General features: G+C 47.2%; 14 protein-coding genes. 10 read left to right on the top strand and 4 right to left on the bottom strand.

What is annotated here, in order from left to right:
* Window positions 1-109 precede the first annotated feature (109 nt).
* Both BN8908_RS13025 and BN8908_RS13020 read right to left on the bottom strand, forming a co-directional pair.
* The gene (locus BN8908_RS13025) at window positions 110-3,256 is read right to left on the bottom strand and encodes an efflux RND transporter permease subunit (RefSeq protein ID WP_068691028.1); all 3,147 of its coding nucleotides are present in this window, start codon (window positions 3,254-3,256) and stop codon (window positions 110-112) included.
* Between the two features lie 158 nt (window positions 3,257-3,414).
* On the bottom strand, window positions 3,415-4,524 hold the full coding sequence (locus BN8908_RS13020) for an efflux RND transporter periplasmic adaptor subunit (RefSeq protein WP_068692294.1): 1,110 nt from the start codon (window positions 4,522-4,524) through the stop codon (window positions 3,415-3,417).
* 184 nt (window positions 4,525-4,708) lie between these two features.
* Here BN8908_RS13020 and BN8908_RS13015 point away from each other — a divergent pair, with 184 nt between their 5' ends.
* From BN8908_RS13015 to BN8908_RS12990, 6 genes are all read left to right on the top strand, one after another.
* Window positions 4,709-5,263, top strand: a complete 555-nt coding sequence (locus BN8908_RS13015) for an RNA polymerase sigma factor (protein ID WP_068691027.1) — start codon at window positions 4,709-4,711, stop codon at window positions 5,261-5,263.
* 7 nt (window positions 5,264-5,270) lie between these two features.
* A complete protein-coding gene (locus BN8908_RS13010) occupies window positions 5,271-5,696 on the top strand; it encodes a hypothetical protein (protein ID WP_068691025.1) in 426 nt (141 codons plus the stop codon).
* A complete protein-coding gene (locus BN8908_RS13005) occupies window positions 5,686-6,762 on the top strand; it encodes a hypothetical protein (RefSeq protein ID WP_068691023.1) in 1,077 nt (358 codons plus the stop codon). The genes BN8908_RS13010 and BN8908_RS13005 overlap by 11 nt, the downstream gene beginning before the upstream one ends.
* 227 nt (window positions 6,763-6,989) lie before the next feature.
* Window positions 6,990-7,535: a hypothetical protein gene (locus BN8908_RS13000; RefSeq protein ID WP_021989255.1), complete on the top strand. Its 546-nt coding sequence runs from the start codon at window positions 6,990-6,992 to the stop codon at window positions 7,533-7,535.
* A gap of 41 nt (window positions 7,536-7,576) precedes the next feature.
* Window positions 7,577-8,578: a sensor histidine kinase gene (locus BN8908_RS12995; protein ID WP_161945876.1), complete on the top strand. Its 1,002-nt coding sequence runs from the start codon at window positions 7,577-7,579 to the stop codon at window positions 8,576-8,578.
* A 3-nt stretch (window positions 8,579-8,581) separates the two neighbouring features.
* Window positions 8,582-9,334 (top strand): LytR/AlgR family response regulator transcription factor, encoded by a 753-nt coding sequence (locus tag BN8908_RS12990; RefSeq protein WP_068691019.1) that lies wholly within the window; start codon window positions 8,582-8,584, stop codon window positions 9,332-9,334.
* 164 nt (window positions 9,335-9,498) lie between these two features.
* On the opposite strand, the gene BN8908_RS12985 is transcribed toward BN8908_RS12990, so the two are convergent.
* Both BN8908_RS12985 and BN8908_RS12980 read right to left on the bottom strand, forming a co-directional pair.
* Window positions 9,499-10,848, bottom strand: coding sequence for an efflux transporter outer membrane subunit (locus BN8908_RS12985; RefSeq protein ID WP_068691017.1), 1,350 nt, complete (start codon window positions 10,846-10,848; stop codon window positions 9,499-9,501).
* Window positions 10,849-11,245: 397 nt separating this feature from the next.
* The gene (locus BN8908_RS12980) at window positions 11,246-12,889 is read right to left on the bottom strand and encodes an ABC-F family ATP-binding cassette domain-containing protein (protein WP_021989251.1); all 1,644 of its coding nucleotides are present in this window, start codon (window positions 12,887-12,889) and stop codon (window positions 11,246-11,248) included.
* 531 nt (window positions 12,890-13,420) lie between these two features.
* Between BN8908_RS12980 and BN8908_RS12975 the strand changes: the two genes are divergently transcribed.
* From BN8908_RS12975 to BN8908_RS12960, 4 genes are all read left to right on the top strand, one after another.
* On the top strand, window positions 13,421-14,128 hold the full coding sequence (locus BN8908_RS12975; protein ID WP_068691016.1) for a hypothetical protein: 708 nt from the start codon (window positions 13,421-13,423) through the stop codon (window positions 14,126-14,128).
* A gap of 283 nt (window positions 14,129-14,411) precedes the next feature.
* A complete protein-coding gene (locus BN8908_RS12970) occupies window positions 14,412-15,596 on the top strand; it encodes an efflux RND transporter periplasmic adaptor subunit (protein WP_021989249.1) in 1,185 nt (394 codons plus the stop codon).
* The gene (locus BN8908_RS12965; protein ID WP_068691014.1) at window positions 15,593-18,754 is read left to right on the top strand and encodes an efflux RND transporter permease subunit; all 3,162 of its coding nucleotides are present in this window, start codon (window positions 15,593-15,595) and stop codon (window positions 18,752-18,754) included. Before BN8908_RS12970 ends, BN8908_RS12965 begins: the two co-directional genes overlap by 4 nt.
* A gap of 84 nt (window positions 18,755-18,838) precedes the next feature.
* Window positions 18,839-20,197, top strand: a complete 1,359-nt coding sequence (locus tag BN8908_RS12960) for an efflux transporter outer membrane subunit (RefSeq protein WP_068691012.1) — start codon at window positions 18,839-18,841, stop codon at window positions 20,195-20,197.
* Window positions 20,198-20,293 lie beyond the last annotated feature (96 nt).

Raw genomic sequence — 20,293 nt, 5'->3', positions numbered from 1 at the left:
GATTTATAATATAAGTCAGAACCGAACAGCCCCCCGGAAGTTTGAAAAACCGGAGGGGCTGTTTATTAGGTGTGATCGTGGGGCTGATCTTGCGAACGGCTGCCTGGGGTCAGATCACAGAATTGGTGTCCGGCGGCGTTTTTTTGTTGCGGGTGAATTTTTCCTGTAGTTCCTGCATAAGTTTGTAGAAATTGGGGATAAACAGGGTACCGACGAGGGCGGTCATAAGCATACCGGCGAAAACGGCGATACCGAGGGAAATGCGGCTGGCGGCTCCGGCTCCGGAGGAGATAACCAACGGGAAGGTACCGAGGATAAAGGCAAAGGAGGTCATCAGTATCGGTCGCAGGCGGACACGGCCCCCTTCCAGTGCGGCTTCGTTGATGGATTTGCCGGCGGCGTGGTAATCGCGGGCAAATTCGACGATGAGGATGGCGTTCTTGGCCGTCAGGGCGATAAGGAGGACGATACCGATCTGTGTGTATACACTGATAGGCAGGTTCATCACCATCACCCCGATAACGACGCCTAGCAGGGCGATAGGGAGTCCCATGATGACAGCGGCCGGATTCGTCCAGCTTTCATATTGGGCAGCCAGAATAAGATAGGCGACGAGAATCGCGAGAATAAATATCAGACTCGTGCTCGAACTGGAATTTTCTTCCTGATAGGCCATGGACGTCCATTCGTAACCGAATGAGGAGCCGGCCTTCTCTTTGATCAGATTACCCATAATTTCCAGTGCCTCTCCCGAACTGTAACCGGAAGCGGCAGAGCCCGAGATAAGAGCCGAAGTATAGGTGTTGTAACGGGTCAGGTTTTCTGCCCCGACGCGGCTTTCTACCGTAGTAAAGGCCGAAAGGGGAATCATATCGCCCTGGGCATTTCTGACATTCAGCCGGCGGATATCCCCGATCAGGGCCCGGCTGTCGGGAGCGCCTTCAACCTTCACTTGGTAAGTGCGGCCGAATTTTACGAAATTATTGACATAAGAAGAGCCGAGGAACACCGTCAGCGTGTTGAAAACATTGCTGATCGGGATTTGCATCATCTCTATTTTGTTCCGGTCGATATTGAGGTAATACAAGGGAACATCGGCACTGAACATCGATTCCACAGAAGCCAGGCCGGGGGTTTGTGCGGCGGCTACCATGAGCTCATCCGTCATTTTTTGGAGTTCCTGCGGACCGTAATTATTGATATCCTGGAGCATCACTTCAAACCCGCTGCTTTCCCCTAATCCGGGGATGGAAGGCGGCAGCACGGCGAAAGTCAGGGCCTCCGGTATCTCGAAATGGGCGAGCATATTGAATTTGTCGACAATAGCCTGGGCACTCATGCCGGGGGCTTTACGTTCGTCCCAGTTTTTCAGCATGACGAAAACGGTGGCTGCATTGGAGGCATTGGCACCGCTCATGACTGAAAAGCCGTTGATCGTGATATAGGTTTCTACACCGTCGATGCGGTTGATGATGGCGGCGGCTTTTTCAAGGGCTGTCTGGGTCTGTGAAGAAGAAGCGGCATCCGTAAGCTGCATAAAAGCCAGGAAATAACCCTGGTCTTCTTCCGGCAGGAAAGTACGCGGCCATTTCAGGAATCCCCAGAAAGCAAAGAAAGAAATAACGAAAAATATGATGAGGGTAAGTATGGATTTACGCATAAAGCCCCGGATGACCCAGGTGTAACCGTTGGTTGTTTTCTCAAAAAAACGGTTGAAAGCTTTGAACAGGAAAAACCGGGTCGGTTGTTTCGGCTTGAGAAAAAGAGCGCACAGTGCAGGACTCAGGGTAAGGGCGTTAAAGCCGCTGATAACCGTCGATATGGCAATCGTCAGGGCAAATTGCTTGTAAAGTTGCCCCGTGATGCCTCCGATAAAAGCTGTGGGTATAAATACGGCCAGCAATACAAGCACGATGCCGATAACAGCGCCCGACACTTCTTTCATGGCCTGGTTGACGGCTTCCTTGACGGTATTGTATTTCCCGGTTTCGATCAGGCGGTAGCTGTTTTCAACGATGATAATGGCGTCGTCTACCACCAGTCCGATAGCCAGTACCAATCCGAATAGGGTCAGCGTATTGATGGAAAACCCGAATAGTTTCATAAATGTGAAAGTACCGACCAGAGATACAGGGATCGCAATGAGTGGAATCAGCATCGCCCGCCAGTTTTGCAGGAAAAGCAGGATCACCAGCAGTACGAGTATGAAAGCCGTGATAAGCGTACTGTAAATACCGGCGATGGAAGCCCGGATAAACTCGGTTGTATCGAGGGTGACGTTGTAATCGATACCCTGCGGGAAATAAGTAGCCAGATGGTTCATTTCCGTTTTTACCCGCTCGGAAACATCGAGGGCGTTTGCTCCGGGAAGCTGATAGATGGCCAGTGCAGCTACAGAACCGCCTTTTAATTGGGCGGTAGTACTGTATGTTTCCCGGCCGATCTCAATATCGGCAATGTCCCGCATACGAAGGTATTTCCCGTCGGGAAAGGCTTTGATGATGATATTACCGAACTCTTCTTCATTGACGAGCAAACCTTGGGTTTCCAGTGTATATTGGTAGGCTTCTTTGTGTTGCAGCGGTTCGGCGCCGACACTTCCGGCCGCTACCTGTATATTCTGGCTCTGTATGGCCGCAAGGACATCGTCGGCTGTGATTCCGCGGATGGCCAGCAGATCGGGATCGAGCCAGATGCGCATACTGTAATTCCCCATACCGAAAAGACTGACATTACCCACACCTTTAACCCGTTCCAACTGGTTGACGATATTCAGATCGGCATAATTCGACAGGTAAAGGGCGTCGTAATCGGGAGAGCTGGTGGTCAGGGAGATAAACATGACGACATTGGTCGATTCTTTGGTCGTCGTCACCCCGATCTTGGTAACTTCCTGTGGTAAGGTCGGTAAAGCGATATTAACGCGGTTTTCAACCAGGACGGTGGCCATATCGAGGTCCGTACCGACTTCGAAAGTAATGGTCAGTTGATAAGAGCCAGTGCTGGAAGATGAGGACGACATGTAAAGCATTCCTTCGACGCCGTTGACTTGTTGTTCAATGGGAGTGCCGATCATATTGGCAATTGTCGTTGCATTGGCTCCCGGATAAGAAGCGCGTACGACAACGGTCGGCGGGGTAATGGAAGGATATTGCTCGACAGGCAGGCTGTTCAGGGAAACAAGGCCTGCAATGACGATCAGTATCGACAATACGGTGGCAAATATCGGACGGTTGATAAAGAAAGTGCTTATCATGATCTGGTTATTGAATTTGAATCGTGTAAATTGAAAAATCGTAAGTTAATCCGTAATCGGGGGCAACGTGCATATAGATTTTAAATTGGCGGTTTTAGATTAAATGATCCTGATAATAAACCGGTTGGACAAACAATTTAAAATCTGTAATTAAAACATCATTTATTTTTAGGTTTGATCTGCATGCCGGGGCGTACGCTCATAAGGGCATCCACAATATAACGGTCGCCGGGACGTATACCGCTGACAATTTCGCGCATCCCGTCCGGTTCGAGCACACCGACGGTGACGGGGTTAAGCTCGACCCGGTTGTCCGTTCCCAGGATATAAACAAACCTTCCTGTTTGGTTTGTGCCGATGGAGGTTTCCGGGATAAGCAAAGCATTGCTTACGTAGCGGTAGGGGACATGTATCTTGACGTACATGCCGCTCAGCAGTTGTTGTTCCGGATTATCTATAATGGCCCGGACGCCGACTGTCCCTGTTTGCAGGTCGACATTCGGCGAAGTATAGTCGAGCTGGCCTTTCCATTGGTGTTGCGGATTGGCGGCGTCACTGACGGTCAGAAACCGGAGCGAATCGTTCGTCGCTTGCTTTGTGCCGGTTGCCGGCAGATTGAGGTATTCCGGGTAGGCCATATTGAAATAAGCGTACATTTGCCGGTCCTTATACATCGTGGCGAGGGTTGTGGGACTGACCGAACCGGCAACAAAATTGGCACGGTCTACCAGATTCCGGGTTACCTTCCCGTCGAAAGGAGCCTTGATATAGCAGTAATTGAGATTGATACGGGCTGTATTGAGCTGAGCTTTGGCATTTTGCAAATCGGCGAGGGCCGAGTTATAAGAAGATTCCGATTGCAGGTAATCGATCTCGCTGACCGCTTTGGTACGTACGGCCTCCTTCATCTTTTCAAACGAGGCCTTGGCATATGCCAGTTGGGACTCGGCGGTATTCACCCCTGCTAAGGCTGCATTCACCTGATCCTCGTAGGGTTTGGGTTCAATGATGAAAAGGGTTTGCCCCGCTTTGACTTCCTGGCCGGGAGTATAACCGACTCTTTCGAGAAAACCGGAGACCCGGGCTACAAGGTTTACAGTTTGCTCCGCTTCGAGATAGGCCGGATATTCGTAGCTGTACACAACATTACGGGTTTGGGGAGTATTTACCGGGATTTCCGGTAACGGCATTTGTTCCCGTCCTTCTTTTTTAGTGTGACATCCTGCCGCCAGACAGAAAAAAATTGCGATTAAGATATAGGCTTTCATCATATAAGTTTTTGCCCTCATATACGTCATCCGGCTTTAGAATGTTCAGTTATGAATCATACCCCGGGACTGAAATGATCCGGATGTGGCGGGTGCTTTTCTGTGATTATTTTATAAAATCTGTCTTTTTTTTCGACTTATCGCCGATTCGGACGTTACATTTGTGAATCATTGATAATAAAACATGAATCAGGAGCGTGAACAACAGTTAATCAGGCAAAGCGTGGAGAACGACACAGCGGCTTTCGGCCGGTTGGTTACCGAATATCAATATTATGTCTTCAGGCTTGCTTTCCGCCTGCTCTGTAATACTGAAGAAGCCCGGGATGCAACACAGGAAGTGTTTATCCGGGCCTGGACGCATCTGGCGCAATTTAAGCCGCAGGTGAAGTTTACGACCTGGTTGTATAAGATAACGGTAAATTTGTGTTACGATCAAATGCGGCAGCAGCGACGGCAATCCGGTTTGATAGCTGCGGGACAGCAGGAAAAGGCGATGGAAGTTCCGGTAGAAGAAGATACCGGACAAAATTTGGAAAATCAGGAACTGATAGCTCGTATCACCCGGCTGACCGGGGAACTGACACCCAAGCAAAAACTGGTGTTTACACTTTGGGATCTGGAGGGAATAGATCCGGAAGAAATTAAATTAATCACCGGGATGAGCAGTGCAAAAATTAAAAGTAATTTATATCTGGCCAGAAAATATATTCGTCAACGAATCAGTAAAATCTTATAAAAAGCAAATGGAAAATACAGATAAACAATACGATCGGACGATCGGAAAAATCAGGGAGATGCAACCTGTCCTGGAACACCCGGAAAAACTCTCCCGGCAGATTATGGAGCATATCGCTACCCGTTTGCCGGAGCATGCGGCAGCCGGCAGCCGGTTGAGCATCATCCGTATGCTGTCCGGAGTGGCGGCAGCCATGGTGATCGGTTTATTCGTTTATGAATTAACGAAACCCTTTCCGGTTCTTCGTGAGGCTGCGTATGCCGGTATAACCGGACAGTTGGACCGCTTTATCGATCCTGCTTCCCCGATACCGGAAAAGATAAAGCAATATGCCGCTTTCCGGCAGGCGCAGGAAGCCAGAAAACAACAGCGGGAAGAATTTTATCTCAGTTCCCGGATGTCAAACTTAAAAAAACAAAGCCATGAAAAATAGTATCTTTATAATCAATCTGTTTTTAGTTCTTTTATTATGCTCTTGTGACAAACATTACGAAATGCTGACCCGGATAAACCCGGACGGTTCCTGTTTCCGGCAGTTCCGGTTAACGACGAAAGACTCTGCCTTCTTAGCGGGAGACACGGCCCGCAATCCCTTCCCCGTCCGCCTGGATGACGGTTGGCAGGTCTCGGTGTATGATTCGGTAAGCGGCGGATTACAGCCTTGGCCATTGCAGCATTTAAAGAGTCCTGCAGGTGCTTCGGCAGTTGTGGCCACCTGTCACTATGCTTCGGTTGAAGAAATGAACCGTAACTTCCGGTTTGACCACAGTTCATGGAAAAACATAAAACCGGAAATCACATGGAATAAATCTTTCAGGTGGTTTTATACCTACTATACTTTTTCAGAGAAATATACCCGTTATCCGTCGCAGGATCTGCCTGTCCTCTTAGGAGAATACCTGACACCCGAAGAGCAGATACTCTGGTTTCAGGGGGATCCTGCTGCCTGTCAGGGGATGAATGGTTATGAAATGTATGAATACCTGGAACAGATACAGGAAAAAGCTGAAACCTGGGGAAAGAAATCTTTGTTTGTCATGCAGTATTCGGTGATTCAGGATTTCCTGGCCTCCAGGCCTGACAATCTCTGGAGCGGCCGTTTGTCCCAGGCCCGGGATTCTATTTTTATCCTCAATAAGGATAAATCTGATTTTTGGTCGGATAATTTGGCTCCTTTCCTGGATCAATATTTCCGGACCGGTTATTTTTCGGAAGAATACCGGAAAAATCAGCGGGTACTCGATTCCCTTTCTGATGCTGAATCGGCCGTACTCGAATTGTTCGAACCCCATATCAAATACGAATTGGTCATGCCGGGTAAAGTTGTTTCAACCAATGCGCCGCATTGTGAAAACGACAAATTGACCTGGCAACTGAATGCCTATCGCTTTCTGCCGGCCGATTATATCCTGACAGCCGAATCCCGCCGGTTAAATCTCTGGGCAGTAATATTGACCCTGCTCTTGTTAGGCGGTATAACTTATATATTTCGCCGTTAAACGCTGACATCATAAGGAGGAGCGTCGGTACACGCTCCTCCTTCATAATCCCAAATAGGTTGTTCTTATACAATTGGGAGGTGTGAAATAACAACTTGGTTATCTGAAACGACAACTCTGCAATTATTATTTGTCCGTGTGTTCTTCATACTTTTATTTTACTTCAGAAATCCGTCCGACTGCAGGTCGGATTGGTAAATTGAGGTATAACATTAAAAATGAAAGACATGAAAAAAGTAACGGCTTTGCAGATGAATTTTATTTGGAAGGTATGTGCGGCACATTTTATCGCTTATTTTACAGCAGGCATATTGGCACTGTTTTTCCTGGATTATAAAACACATTTTTCCTCGGAATATTTATCATCAATGATGAAGCCGGTGGAGTCTCCTTGGGTTATGCTAGGGCCTTCATTTCAATTATTCAGAGGCATAATAATTGCGTTGGTGTTATTGCCGGTGCGCGGCTTTATCTTTGAAAAAAAGGGTTTTATAAAATTAGCCTGGTTGGTTTTAGGATTTTCTTTTATTTCTACAATCGGACCTGCCCCCGGCTCTTTTGACGGATATATTTATACGCTACTGCCGGTATCTTACCATTTGGGTGCTATTCCCGAAGCCTTGTTATACACTGTTCTTTTCTCGGGAATTATATCGCTTTGGTATAAATTTGAACGGAAATATATTACGATTATTTCCGCTATATTTATATCGCTGATTTTATTTATGAGTATTGGGGGCTTTTTGGCATCAGGTAAGGCTATAGGAGTGTAATATAAAACGTGTCTATGTCCGGAAAATACAGAAAAATAAAGATGATTATAGCAGTACTACTGTTTAGTATCATTTATACATGGTTTATAAAACGAGGCGAAGGAACTGATATTTTCGATATATCTGTCATCGTAATGACGGTATCCAATATATTTACCGTTTTATTCATCGTAAGCCTGTTTTTTAAAATACAGGCCGATAATATAAAGAAGCCGGTCAGCGAATTAAAAAAGAAACTGATTCCTTCATTTGTATTTTTTGTGTTGTCGGCAGTTGTTGTTTCTTTGTTTATTTTCAGTTTAAGTGATTATGTATTGTTTCTGCTTAAGGGATGGGATACCCGTAATTTTGTGGAAAATTTACTCTATAAGGATATTCCGGGGACATTCTCGTCTCTTTTTATCGGAATCTTTGTGGCATCGGTTATATTTTTCTACGAGATATGGCGTCAGTCCATTAACCGGGAACAGAAATTGAGGGAGGAGAATTTAAGATTCAGATATGGAAATTTAAAAGCTCAGGTCAATCCCCATTTCTTGTTTAACAGTTTGAATACACTTTCTGAAATGGTGTATGAAGATGCCCGGAAAACAGATATTTGTATTCAGAAATTAGCTTCTGTTTATCGTTATATGCTTGAAAATGAAAATGTAGATTGGGTACCTCTGGATGTGGAAATTGAGTTCGTAAAAAATTATTTTGGTTTACGAAAAGAGCGTGACGGGGAGAAGATAACGTTGGAGATCAGGATAGAAAATCCGGGAAAATTTAAAATAATCCCCATATCCTTGCAGATATTGGTTGAAAATGCGTTAAAGCACAACATCGCTTCGCAAGCCCGGCCTTTGGAAATAAGTATTTATCGTGAAGGGAGGTATATTGTAGTTGCCAATACAATGAATAGCAAAACTGTATTGTGTCGTCCTTCGGGTATAGGATTAGCAAATCTTCGGGAAAGGATAAAATTGGTCATGGGTAAAGAAATCGTCATTAATCAGGAAAATAGTCGTTTCATTGTCAAACTGCCTCTTGAAAATAATTGAATTATGAAAGTATTGATTGTAGAAGATGAGCAGCCCGCTGTGCGGAAACTGGTCCGCTTATTGGAAGAAGTCGATCCGGCAATTGTGATTATCGGTGTCCTCTCGTCTGTTGAGCAGGTTGTAAATTGGTTTTCGGTTAATACGCCTCCCGATTTGGTATTTATGGATATACAACTGGAAGATGGTATTTCTTTTGAGGTATTTGACCTGCTTGAAATAAAAATTCCGGTAATATTTACAACGGCCTATGACGAATATGCCTTGAAAGCATTTAAGGTCAACAGTGTGGATTATCTCCTTAAGCCGGTAGGATTGGAAGAATTAAAAAAAGCGGTTGACAAATTTAATACGATCCATCGGTTAAATATGGGATATACGCGGCTTGAAGCAATAATTAAAGAATTGTATCCGGTACGTAAAGAACGTTTTATGGTAAAAATAGGGGAACATTACAGGTCAGTTCCTGTATCTGCAATCAGATGTTTTTATATAGCGGAGCGTTCCACTTTTATTTTTGATGACACCGGTAAAAATCATCCTGTAGATTATTCACTGGACAAAATCGGGCAGCTTGTCGATCCCGGTTTGTTTTTCAGGGTAAACAGAAACTTTATTATTGCTTATAATTCAATCGGGGATATCATAAATTATTCTTCCAACCGTTTAAAAATAATACTTTACGGATGGGATAAAAAAGAGAATATATTGGTTAGCCGGGAGCGGGTCGCTTTATTTAAAGCGTGGATAGACAGATGATATTCCGGAAGCATTCCCCTTATGCGGCTTTGTCCTGTCGTTTTCCGGGTTTTGCATGATTCATTGATAACGTGAGGCTGCTGTGTCGAATTTTAGATTTTAGATTGTTGATTATGTCCACAATTCTCCCCTGCCCGAAAGAGAATCGTAAATCGTCAATTGCTTTAGTTTTCCCAACCGCCTCCCAGGGCCTTATACAGTTGGATCAGATAAAGCAAGGTAGTGGCTTGGGCACCGACCAGGGTATTCTGGTAATTCAGTACATCCTTTTGTGAATCGAGCACGTTTTGGTAGTCGGATAGGCCTTGCTTATAGAGAGTGAGGGCCAGGTTCAGGGTTTCCTGTGCCTGTTCATAGGCCTGGCGGTCGGCCGACAATTGCTCCTGGGCTTTGGCATAGGAATAAAGGGCGTCGTCCACTTCCTGCAAAGCGGTGAGCAGGGTGTTGTTATAATCATTGATGCCCTGTTCTAGCTGCAATTGGGCAATGCGGGTCGTTTCGTTCAGTTGCCGTCCGCTGAAAAAAGTCCATTTCATACTGGGACTGATTTGCCAGTCCATATTCTCTCTGCGGAAAAATTGCTTGAACTTATCCGAACCGTATCCGAAACTTCCGGTGACATAAAATTTGGGGAACCAATCGGCCCGGCTGGCACCGACGGCTGCTGAAAGTGCGTCCATCGTATTCTCGGCGGCTTTTACGTCCGGACGGCGGCGGATAAGATTGGCCGGAATGCCCGTGATCAGGATGTTTTGGTTATCCGGAAGGGGGGCTATGGTCCGGAGTGCCTGTCGTAAACTGTCATTATATTCTCCGGTAAGGATACAAATGGTGTTGATCTGATTCGTAATCGTCGATTCGATTGCCGGGATCAGGGAGGCTGTTTGCAAATAAAGGCTTTTGGCCTGGGAAAAATCGAGTTGTGAGGTCAGTCCGGTTTTAAAGCGGGTTTCGGTCAGATCGAGAATCTCTTTTTGGGATTCTAGGTTCTGGCGGGCCACCTGCCATTTGGCCTGATAATTGCGTAAATTGATATACGACGAGGCAAGCTGGGCTGTAAGAGATACCAGGGCGGCACGGTAATTTTCTTTCGAGGCATAGTAGTATTCTTTTTGCGACTTTACATTTTTGCGTATACTCCCGAAAACATCGATTTCCCAGTTCATTTCAAGCTGGGCCTGGCCGGTGTAATTCCGTTCATTGATGTGCTCTATGCCGAGGCTGTTTTTTTCGGGGCTATAGGATGCTGTGGCGCTTAATTCCGGCAACCAGGCGCTCTGTTGTACCCGGGTTCGTTTTTTGGCAATATCGATATTGCGCAGCGTATTTTGCAGATTGTAATTGTTGCGGGTGGCTTTCCGGATCAGGCTGTCGAGGGTCGGGTCGCTGAAAAGACGCCACCAGCCGTCTTCTGTCGGCAGTTGCTGTTCTAAATTCAGCGTCGTGTAGTGCTGTGCTTTTGCGGGGATCAGCAAACCCATATAAATCAGGCAGAAGAAAAATGTGTTTCTCATGATATAAGTGCTTCATTAGTATTTGTTCGCTACATCGCTACATCGTAACTATAATTATTTGAGCAGATTACAGAGCCCGAACGTAAAGCTGAATAAGTCAGCGTACTTGTTTTGTTCTTTTCTGTAAATCCGGACAAGGTCCTTGTGTGAAAACTATACGGAAACCGGGCTGAAAAGTTTATGGATAAACCGGTTTATAACAAGCGGCCGGGATCGTATTTCCACTATCGGAATACAGTCCCGGCCGTTATAAATAAAATCGTGAAGAGGTTCTGGTTTGTCGGATAAAGGAACCGGTTTCACGGATATTCTTTTCAGAAATCTGTTGCTTGCTTTCGGAAAAAGTAATTGAAAATCAAAAATATACAGCTACCGCTGAAATAAATAATTTTATAACCTATTTGGATTGCCGTTCGATCTCCCGTAGATTTTCCATTTTTTTCTTCCGGAGGAAGCCGTTGATATCTTCCAGGTGTTCGGTTACTTTCCGGTTGCCGAATTCATATACCTTTGTCACCAGGCCGTTGAGAAAATCGCGGTCGTGTGAGACGACAATCACCGTGCCGTCGAAGTCCAGCAAGGCATTTTTCAGTATGTCCTTGGTTTTCAGATCGAGGTGGTTGGTAGGCTCGTCGAGGATCAGCAAATTCACCGGCTGCAACAGCAATTTGATCATAGCCAGCCGGGTACGCTCTCCTCCCGACAACACTTTTACTTTTTTGTCGATATCGTCCCCGCTGAACATAAAAGCCCCCAGTAAATTTTTGGTATTGCTTTTCAATTCCAGAGGGGTCACGTCGTCAACCGTTTGAAAAACAGTAAGGTCTTCATCCATCAGCGAAGCTGCATTTTGGGCAAAATATCCGATCTGGGCATTGTGGCCGAGTGTCAGTTTGCCTGTGTAATCGGTGATTTCTCCCATAATACATTTCACCAAAGTGGATTTTCCTTCTCCGTTACGTCCCACAAAAGCTACTTTTTCCCCCCGTTGTATCGTAAAGCCGGCGTGATTGAACACCTCATAATCGCCGTAATGCTTCGACAAATCTTCTGCAATCACCGGATAGCTGCCCGAACGGGGGGAAGGAGGAAATTTCAGGCGTAAAGCCGACGTATCCTCTTCGTCTACTTCCAGGATTTCCAGTTTTTCGAGCATCTTCACCCGCGATTGTACTTGCAGGGTTTTGGAATACGTGCCTTTAAACCGTTCGATAAATTCTTTGGTTTCGGCAATCATTTTCTGTTGTTCGTCGTAGGCTTTTTGCTGTTGTGCCCGGCGGTCTTTACGCAGTTCCAGGTATTTGGAGTAATTTACTTTATAATCGTAAATCCTTCCCATCGTCACCTCTATTGTGCGGGTCGTGATATTATCAATAAATGTCTTGTCGTGAGAGATCACAACAACAGCTTTCCCGTTGTTTATCAGGAAATCTTCCAGCCATTGGATCGAATCGATATCCAGGTGATTAGTGGGCTCGTCAAGCAGCAGGACATCCGGATTTTTCAGCAACATTTTGGCCAGTTCGATACGCATGCGCCAACCGCCGCTGAAATCACGGGTTTGCTTATGCAGGTCTTCGCGTTTAAAGCCCAGGCCCAGCAATGTCTTTTCTACGTCCGCTTCAAAATGGGTGAGGTCGATACTGTAGAATTTTTCACTGAGGGCCGAAACCTCTTCGATCAGTTTGTAGTATTCCGGCGAATCGTAATCTGTCCTTTCCGTCAATTGGCGGTTTAGGTCCTCGATTCTTTTTTCCATTTCAAACAGGTGGGAAAAAGCCTGGGAGGCTTCTTCATACACGGTCCGTCCGTCTTCCGTCATCAGGTGTTGCGGCAGGTAGGCGATTACAGTGTCTTTGGGGGCAGTCACATTCCCGCGGGTAGGCTTCCGGGCCCCTGCCAGAATTTTCAGTAAGGTCGATTTCCCTGCTCCGTTCTTGCCCATAAGGGCGATACGGTCTTTCTCGTTAATCTGAAATGAAATATCTTTAAAAAGGGCTCTGTCCCCGAATTCTACTGTAAGTCCGTCTACTGAAATCATAATGTAAAATCTAAAATCAAAAGTCCGGCAAAGATAGGAAAAAAGAAACAGGCTGCAATACGAACATGGACAGACCCCTGTTTTGTACTCATTCCCATTGGGATAGGAACGCCGGAGAATTGTTTTTCAGTGTCGTCCTGGCTGGTTAAAACGTTCGTTTTTATCAGACACACACCCCTAAGTCAATTTCACAAAAATAAACAAAAGCTAAAGAAATCAAAATATTTGTAATCAGTATTTTTCATTCGTTTTACTTATTTCGATGTATCGCGTATTATTTTCACAATAAAAACGAACGTTTTAATTGCAGATTTTAAATTGACGATTTGGGACTGAAAGAATTGATAACGAATCAGGTTGTCAGGTAATTTAAAATTTACAATCTAAAATTTACAATTTATATGACCTTTAAAGTTGTTTAGCATTATATGCAGTAGGTTCCGGATATGTGCAAATGGTATTTCCGGGGTATGAAATGAAGTACCGGCATTTGAGAATAAATACGTGCTGAAATAGAAACGTAATATAGTTATGGGAAAAACCATAAAAGGTATGGGGTTGGGTTGGATTCTGGGGGGCATTAGCGTAATCGAATTTGTTTTATGGGATCTGGTGCGCTTGCGCACAGATGTCAATGAAACAACCGAATGGCTTACGCGTGCCGTATCCTTAACTCCGATTGTGGCTGTAATCGGTTTGTTTACGCTTTTGATATATGGGTGGCGGGTTTGGATGTTAGCGAGGGGGCGGCGGATAAGTCCCGAAGAGAAAGCGGTACATATTTACATCGGGATATTGCTGCATATACTTGTATATATCTGGTGGGGTATCGGGGTATTTATTCCTGTGGAATACATATACATAAACACCGAATATTGGTATATACCCCAGGGGCTTATCGTGATAGGATGGGTGTTGCAGAGAATCAGCTTAAAACAGGCCATCCTGTCCGCCAAATCCCAAAGGATGCTCCGGACTGGAGGCGGTAAATTGCAGGGACTCACTTATCTTATAGCCTATCTTTTTGTCATATCATTGGCTTTGTCTTCCGTAATATTTTATATGTTTTCTTCTATTTTTGAGGAAGAGGCAGATGTCCAGATTTCAGCTATGATCCGGTCAGCCTGGTTATTGACATTCTTTATAGCTAATATCGTATCTTTCAATTTGGTCATACACAACTGGAAAAATATTTTATCGGTAAGTCGGAGTCCGGCAAAACAGACTTGTCCGTATTGATTTCCGGTAGATATAATTTTGATATTCCCTTAGATAAATTGTAAATTTACGATTCCTTTTTTGCAGGGAAGGATTGTGAGTATAATCTGAAATCGTCAATCTGCAATTATACAGGTTCTTTTTTTAAGAAAAAATCCACATCTGTGGGGAATTTTTCTACAGTTGCCATTATAACATGAAATAGCTAAATATATTTAATCTGCTTGAAATAAGTATATTATCTTCGCAGCTCCATTTTGGCATATTATTTTCAAAAGATAAGGAATTAAACAATAAAAGGTATATGAACAGAAAGTATATGATTGTGGCAGTGGGGATGACTGCCCTTTTGTTAGGAGGATGTAAAAAAGAAAAAGAACCGGAAAAGGTCGTGGTGAAAATGGAGAAAGTGGGGACGGACAATATGGAAATTTATGGGGAATATGTGGGACGTATCCGCGCCAAGCGGTTTGTGGAAGTGCGTGCCCGGGTCGAAGGCTATTTGGAGAATATGCTTTTCGAGGAAGGGAAACGGGTACACCGCGACCAGCCCTTATTTATTATTAACCGTGCCCAGTATAAGGCCCGGGCCGACAAGGCCGATGCCCAACTGAAAAAAGATTTGGCACAGGAGGCGAAAACCGCCAGGGATGTAGAGCGCCTGCGCCCCCTTTATGAGCAGAAGGCAGCCAGCCAGTTGGATTTGGACAATGCCGTTGCCGCTTATGAAAGTGCAAAGGCAAGTGTTGCCATGAGCCGGGCCGATTTGGCTCAGGCAAATCTGGAATTGGGTTATACAACGGTTAAGTCGCCGATTACAGGCTACATCAGCGAGCGTTACGTCGATGTCGGTACCTTGGTCGGACCGGGAGCCAAATCATTGTTGGCAACGGTGGTCGACAGCGATACCGTATTGGTGGATTTCAGCCTTACCGCCCAGGACTATCTCCGTAGCCTGCAACGGAATGTGAAATTGGGCGAGCGGGACACTTCCCGCTCCTGGCAACCGAATATTACGGTAACCCTGGCCGACAATTCCATCTACCCGATCCGGGGATGGGTTGATTTTGCCGAGCCCCAGGTCGACCCGAAAACAGGTACGTTCAGCGTACGTGCCGAACTGGGAAATCCCGAGCGGAAATTATTGCCGGGGCAGTTCACAAAAGTGAAATTGTTGCTCGACGTAAGGGAAAATGCGGTTGTGGTGCCTGCCAAAGCCGTTGTGATTGAAAAAGGGGGGGCCTACGTATATGTCGTTCGCCGCGATAGCACAACCGAAAAACGTTTTATCGAAACGGGGCCGGAAGTGGGCAACCGTATCGTTGTAGAACGAGGATTGGGATTGGGCGAGACGATTATCACCGAAGGCTACCATAAGCTGGCTCCGGGTGTATTGGTTATTCAGGAGGAAGCGACGGTACCCGGTGAGAAAAAAGATTCGGTCGCTGTGGCGGCAGTTGTGAGAAAAGAAGAAGGAGGTAGCCGATGAAGCCTACATTCTTTATCGACCGTCCGATTTTTTCGGCGGTATTATCCATATTGATCGTCATTGTCGGGTTTATCGGTTTGTTTCTGTTGCCGATAGACCAATATCCTCAGATCACCCCTCCGGTGGTGAAAGTATCGGCTTCCTATCCCGGGGCCAGTGCGCTGACGGTTTCACAGGCCGTTGCCACGCCTATCGAACAGGAACTCAACGGTACGCCGGGGATGTTGTATATGGAATCGAGCAGTAATAATTCCGGCGGTCTGACAATAGATATTACGTTCGATATTTCAGCCAACCCCGAATTATCGGCCGTAGAAGTGCAAAACCGGGTGAAACTGGCCGAATCGCGCCTGCCGGCCGAGGTGATCCAAAACGGTATCAAAGTCGAAAAACAATCGGCCAGCCAGTTGATGACCATCGCCCTGAAATCGTCCGACGAACGTTTCGATGAAATCTACCTGAGTAATTTTGCGACAATCAACGTGCTCGACATACTCCGGCGTATTCCGGGAGTGGGACGGGTGTCCAACATAGGCAGCCGCTACTACGGGATGTGTATTTGGGTGATGCCCGACCGTCTGGCGAATTTCGGACTGACGGTGAAAGATTTGCAGAATGCCTTGAAAGACCAAAACCGCGAGTCGGCTGCCGGGGTGCTGGGGCAACAGCCCATCACCGGTTCCGATATCACCATCCCCATTACAACCCAGGGCCGTTTGTCGACGGTGCAGGAGTTCGAGGAAATTGTCGTGCGGGCCAATCCGGACGGTTCGGTGATACGTATGCGCGATGTGGCGCGCGTGTCTCTGGAGGCTTCTTCCTATGCTACGGAAAGCGGTGTGAACGGGGAAAATGCGGCCGTGCTCGGAATTTATATGTTGCCCGGGGCAAATGCCATGCAGGTGGCCGATGATGTCAAAGAGGCCATGAAAGGCATCAGCAAGGATTTTCCGGAAGGATTGAGCTACGATATCCCTTTCGACATCACCACCTATATCGCAGAATCCATACACGAGGTATATAAAACTTTATTCGAAGCCCTTGTGCTCGTTATCCTGGTGGTGTTCCTGTCGTTACAAAACTGGCGTGCATCATTGGTGCCCCTGGTAGCGGTTCCGATTTCGCTGATCGGTACGTTCGGGGTGATGCTGGTGCTGGGCTTTTCTCTGAACATGTTGACTTTGCTGGGATTGGTCCTGGCCATCGGTATTGTGGTCGACGATGCGATTGTGGTTGTGGAAGCTGTCGAAAGCTATATGGAAAAAGAGGGACTATCCCCCTATGAAGCCACCAAAAAAGCCATGCACGGACTGACGGGGGCACTGGTAGCCACCTCCCTCGTACTGGCGGCTGTGTTTGTACCGGTAAGTTTTCTCGGGGGCATCACAGGTATGCTCTATCGCCAGTTTGCCGTGACGATCGTAGTGTCGGTACTGATTTCGCTGGTCGTGGCTTTGACATTGAGTCCTGCTATGTGTGCCATCCTGCTGCGGCCTGCCAGAGGTGATAAAAACCGGTTTTTCCGCAAAATCAACGAATGGCTGGCCAAAGGCAATCACAAATACACGGGATTGGTGGAAAAGGCTGCCCGTAATTCGCGCCGTGTACTGGCAGGTTTCGGGATGGTGTTGGTGCTGATCTTTGTCCTGAACCGTGTCGTTCCCGGAAGTTTTATCCCGGAAGAAGACCAGGGTTATTTCAAGGTAGAGCTCGAATTGCCCGAAGGGGCTACCCTCGAGCGCACACGTGCGGTCACCGACCGGGCGATAACCTACCTGCAGGGGCATCCGGCTGTCGACTATGTGTTGAATGTAACCGGTTCCAGTCCGCGTGTCGGGACAAACCAGGCCCGCTCCGAATTGACCGTGATACTCAAGCCCTGGGAAAAACGCAAGGGGGGACGTATGGGGGTAGAAGATGTAATGACCGACGTACGCGAAGAATTCTACCACTATCCCGAGGCAAAGGTATATTTGTCCAAGCCGCCTGTAATTCCGGGACTGGGAACGGCAGGAGGATTCGAGTTGCAATTGGAAGCCCGTGGCGGCGCTTCGTTCGAACAATTGGTGACGGCTGTCGATACCTTTATGATGTATGCCGGCAAAGAAAAGGCGTTGACGGGGCTTTCTTCCTCCTTACAGGCTGAAATACCCCAACTCTATTTCGATGTCGACCGCGACAAGGCCAAATTCCTGGGCATCCCGATGGCCGATATATTCTCGACCATGAAGGCTTATACGGGATCGGTATATGTCAACGACTTCAATATGTTCAACCGTATCTACCGCGTATATATACAGGCAGAAGCCCCCTACCGGATGCATGCTGACGACATCAACCTCTTTTTCGTGCGTGCGGCTTCGGGCGAAATGGTGCCGCTTACGGCTTTGGGAACGGCCGAATACACCACCGGACCGGGAAGCATGAGGCGTTTCAATATGTTCTCTACGGCTGTCATCCGCGGCAACACGGCCCCCGGATATAGTTCGGGCGAAGCAATGCGTATCCTCGAAGATGTGGCTAAAAAATACCTGCCCGAAGAGATTGGGGTGGAGTGGAGCGGACTCTCTTACCAGGAGAAAAAAGCCGAGGGCCAGATGGGACTCATTATGCTGCTGGTGTTCGTATTCGTATTCCTGTTTCTGGCTGCATTGTATGAAAGCTGGCTGGTGCCGGTGGCCGTATTGTTGTCACTGCCTGTGGCTGCATTGGGAGCCTATCTGGGAATTTGGGTGTTCGGTTTGGAAAACGATGTTTATTTCCAGATCGGACTCGTAACCCTGATCGGACTGGCGGCTAAAAATGCGATATTGATTGTCGAATTCGCCCAGGTTGAAGTGCAGCGTGGCGTCGATGCCTTGCAGGCTGCCCTGACGGCTGCCAGCTTGCGGTTTCGCCCGATCCTGATGACTTCACTGGCCTTTGTATTGGGGATGTTGCCGTTGGTATTGGCTTCCGGGCCGGGTTCTGCCAGCCGCCATTCCATAGGCACGGGCGTATTCTTCGGGATGTTGGCCGCAATTACGGTCGGGATTGTCATGGTGCCGTTTTTCTTTTACCTCATCAACCGGGCAAAGGAAAAAATGGGGCGTAAAATCCGTCGTCTCGGCCTGAAAGAAAGATGTGAGAACAAAGTAAAAAGTTGGCTTAAAAAATAGCACGGGGAAAGATTCTTGCTCTGTGCCGGGAATGCAATGTTTATCTGATAAAACCGCAGGATATGCGGGAAATAAAGGGGAATTATGATGTATAAATTTATAATGATCGTTTTGTTGTCGGGAGTCGCGCTGACTTCCTGCAAAATCGGGAAAGAATATACCCGTCCGGAACTGGGATTGCCGGACCGGATCGAAGCCGGGGTGAAAACCGATTCGGCTTCGGTAAGTGATTTAAAATGGTGGGACTTATACACCGATACAGTCTTACAGGGATTGATCCGGCAGGCGTTGGCTTACAACAAAGACATGCAGATCGCGGTTGCCCGTGTCAGGGAAACCGAAGCCTCCAGGCGGATAGCCAAAGCGGATATTTTTCCGCGGGTCGACGCAAAGGCCGGCGGACAGCGGGATTACGACTATACGCCCGAGAATATTTTTGAAATCAAAGGAATGTTATCCTGGGAAGCCGACTTATGGGGACGTTTACGTTGGGGAAACCAGGCAGCGATAGCGCAATACCTGCAAACCGTTGAAGGCCGTCGTGCCCTGCAGATGACCATTATCGCCCAGGTGGCCCAGGCTTATTTCGAATTGAGCGCCTTGGACGAAGAACTCAAAATCGTACGCCGTACTCTGGCAGCCCGTGAGGAAGGGGTACACCTGGCCAAACTGCGCTATGAGGGAGGATTGACCTCCGAAACCTCCTTGCGCCAGGCTCAGGTGGAATTGGCGCGTGCGGCCACCCTGGTGCCCGATTTGGAACGGAAAATCAAACTGAAAGAAAACGATATCTGCCTGCTTACGGGGCAATACCCCGGCACGGTCAGCCGGGGAGAGGGCATCCGTCAGCAGGGATTGCCCCGGTTGCTGCCTGTAGGGGTTCCTTCTGCTTTGCTCGAGCGCCGTCCGGATATCCGTCAGGCCGAATACCGGCTCAAAGCGGCTGTTGCCAAAAGAGGGATGGCTTACACCAATATGTTTCCCAAACTGACCCTGTCGGCCCAGTATGGCTTGGAAAATAACCACTGGGAGAACTTCTTCCAGACGCCTTTCTTTTTCCTGGGCGGACAATTAGCGGCTCCCCTGCTCAATATGGGTAAAAACCGGGCCCAGTACAAAGCGGCTCAGGCGGTGGCCGAGCAGGAAGGCTATGCCTATCAGCAGGTCGTACTCACGGCTTTTAAAGAAGTAAACAATGCGCTGGTATCCAGCCGTAAGATCGAGGAAATCCGGCAGTCGCGTGCCAATCTGGAAGAGGCTGCCCGTTCCTATCTGCAACTGGCCAACCTGCAATACATCAACGGTGTCATCGGCTACATCGACGTGCTCGACGCCCAGCGTGGTTATTTCGATGCCCAGATCGGCCTCAACAATGCTGTCCGCGACGAACTGATCGCCGTTGTCAACCTTTACAAAGCCCTCGGCGGCGGTTGGGAAAACTAAAGCAATTTACGATTGTTGATTGACGATTTACGATTCTCTTTTGGGCAGGGGAAAATTGTAGGTATAACCAACAATCATAAATCGTAAATCTACAAT

The sequence above is a fragment of the Culturomica massiliensis genome (assembly GCF_900091655.1).
Lineage (GTDB): Bacteria > Bacteroidota > Bacteroidia > Bacteroidales > Marinifilaceae > Culturomica > Culturomica massiliensis.
The sequence above is the reverse complement of the archived record's forward strand: the minus strand, read 5'-3'. Positions and strand labels throughout refer to the sequence as shown.

Excerpts from the sequence above, each read along its gene's own strand:
- BN8908_RS13025 (WP_068691028.1), bottom strand. The coding sequence starts at position 3,256 with ATGATAAGCACTTTCTTTATCAACCGTCCGATATTTGCCACCGTATTG.
- BN8908_RS13020 (WP_068692294.1), bottom strand. The coding sequence starts at position 4,524 with ATGAAAGCCTATATCTTAATCGCAATTTTTTTCTGTCTGGCGGCAGGA.
- BN8908_RS13015 (WP_068691027.1), top strand. The coding sequence starts at position 4,709 with ATGAATCAGGAGCGTGAACAACAGTTAATCAGGCAAAGCGTGGAGAAC.
- BN8908_RS13010 (WP_068691025.1), top strand. The coding sequence starts at position 5,271 with ATGGAAAATACAGATAAACAATACGATCGGACGATCGGAAAAATCAGG.
- BN8908_RS13005 (WP_068691023.1), top strand. The coding sequence starts at position 5,686 with ATGAAAAATAGTATCTTTATAATCAATCTGTTTTTAGTTCTTTTATTA.
- BN8908_RS13000 (WP_021989255.1), top strand. The coding sequence starts at position 6,990 with ATGAAAAAAGTAACGGCTTTGCAGATGAATTTTATTTGGAAGGTATGT.
- BN8908_RS12995 (WP_161945876.1), top strand. The coding sequence starts at position 7,577 with ATGATTATAGCAGTACTACTGTTTAGTATCATTTATACATGGTTTATA.
- BN8908_RS12990 (WP_068691019.1), top strand. The coding sequence starts at position 8,582 with ATGAAAGTATTGATTGTAGAAGATGAGCAGCCCGCTGTGCGGAAACTG.
- BN8908_RS12985 (WP_068691017.1), bottom strand. The coding sequence starts at position 10,848 with ATGAGAAACACATTTTTCTTCTGCCTGATTTATATGGGTTTGCTGATC.
- BN8908_RS12980 (WP_021989251.1), bottom strand. The coding sequence starts at position 12,889 with ATGATTTCAGTAGACGGACTTACAGTAGAATTCGGGGACAGAGCCCTT.
- BN8908_RS12975 (WP_068691016.1), top strand. The coding sequence starts at position 13,421 with ATGGGAAAAACCATAAAAGGTATGGGGTTGGGTTGGATTCTGGGGGGC.
- BN8908_RS12970 (WP_021989249.1), top strand. The coding sequence starts at position 14,412 with ATGAACAGAAAGTATATGATTGTGGCAGTGGGGATGACTGCCCTTTTG.
- BN8908_RS12965 (WP_068691014.1), top strand. The coding sequence starts at position 15,593 with ATGAAGCCTACATTCTTTATCGACCGTCCGATTTTTTCGGCGGTATTA.
- BN8908_RS12960 (WP_068691012.1), top strand. The coding sequence starts at position 18,839 with ATGATGTATAAATTTATAATGATCGTTTTGTTGTCGGGAGTCGCGCTG.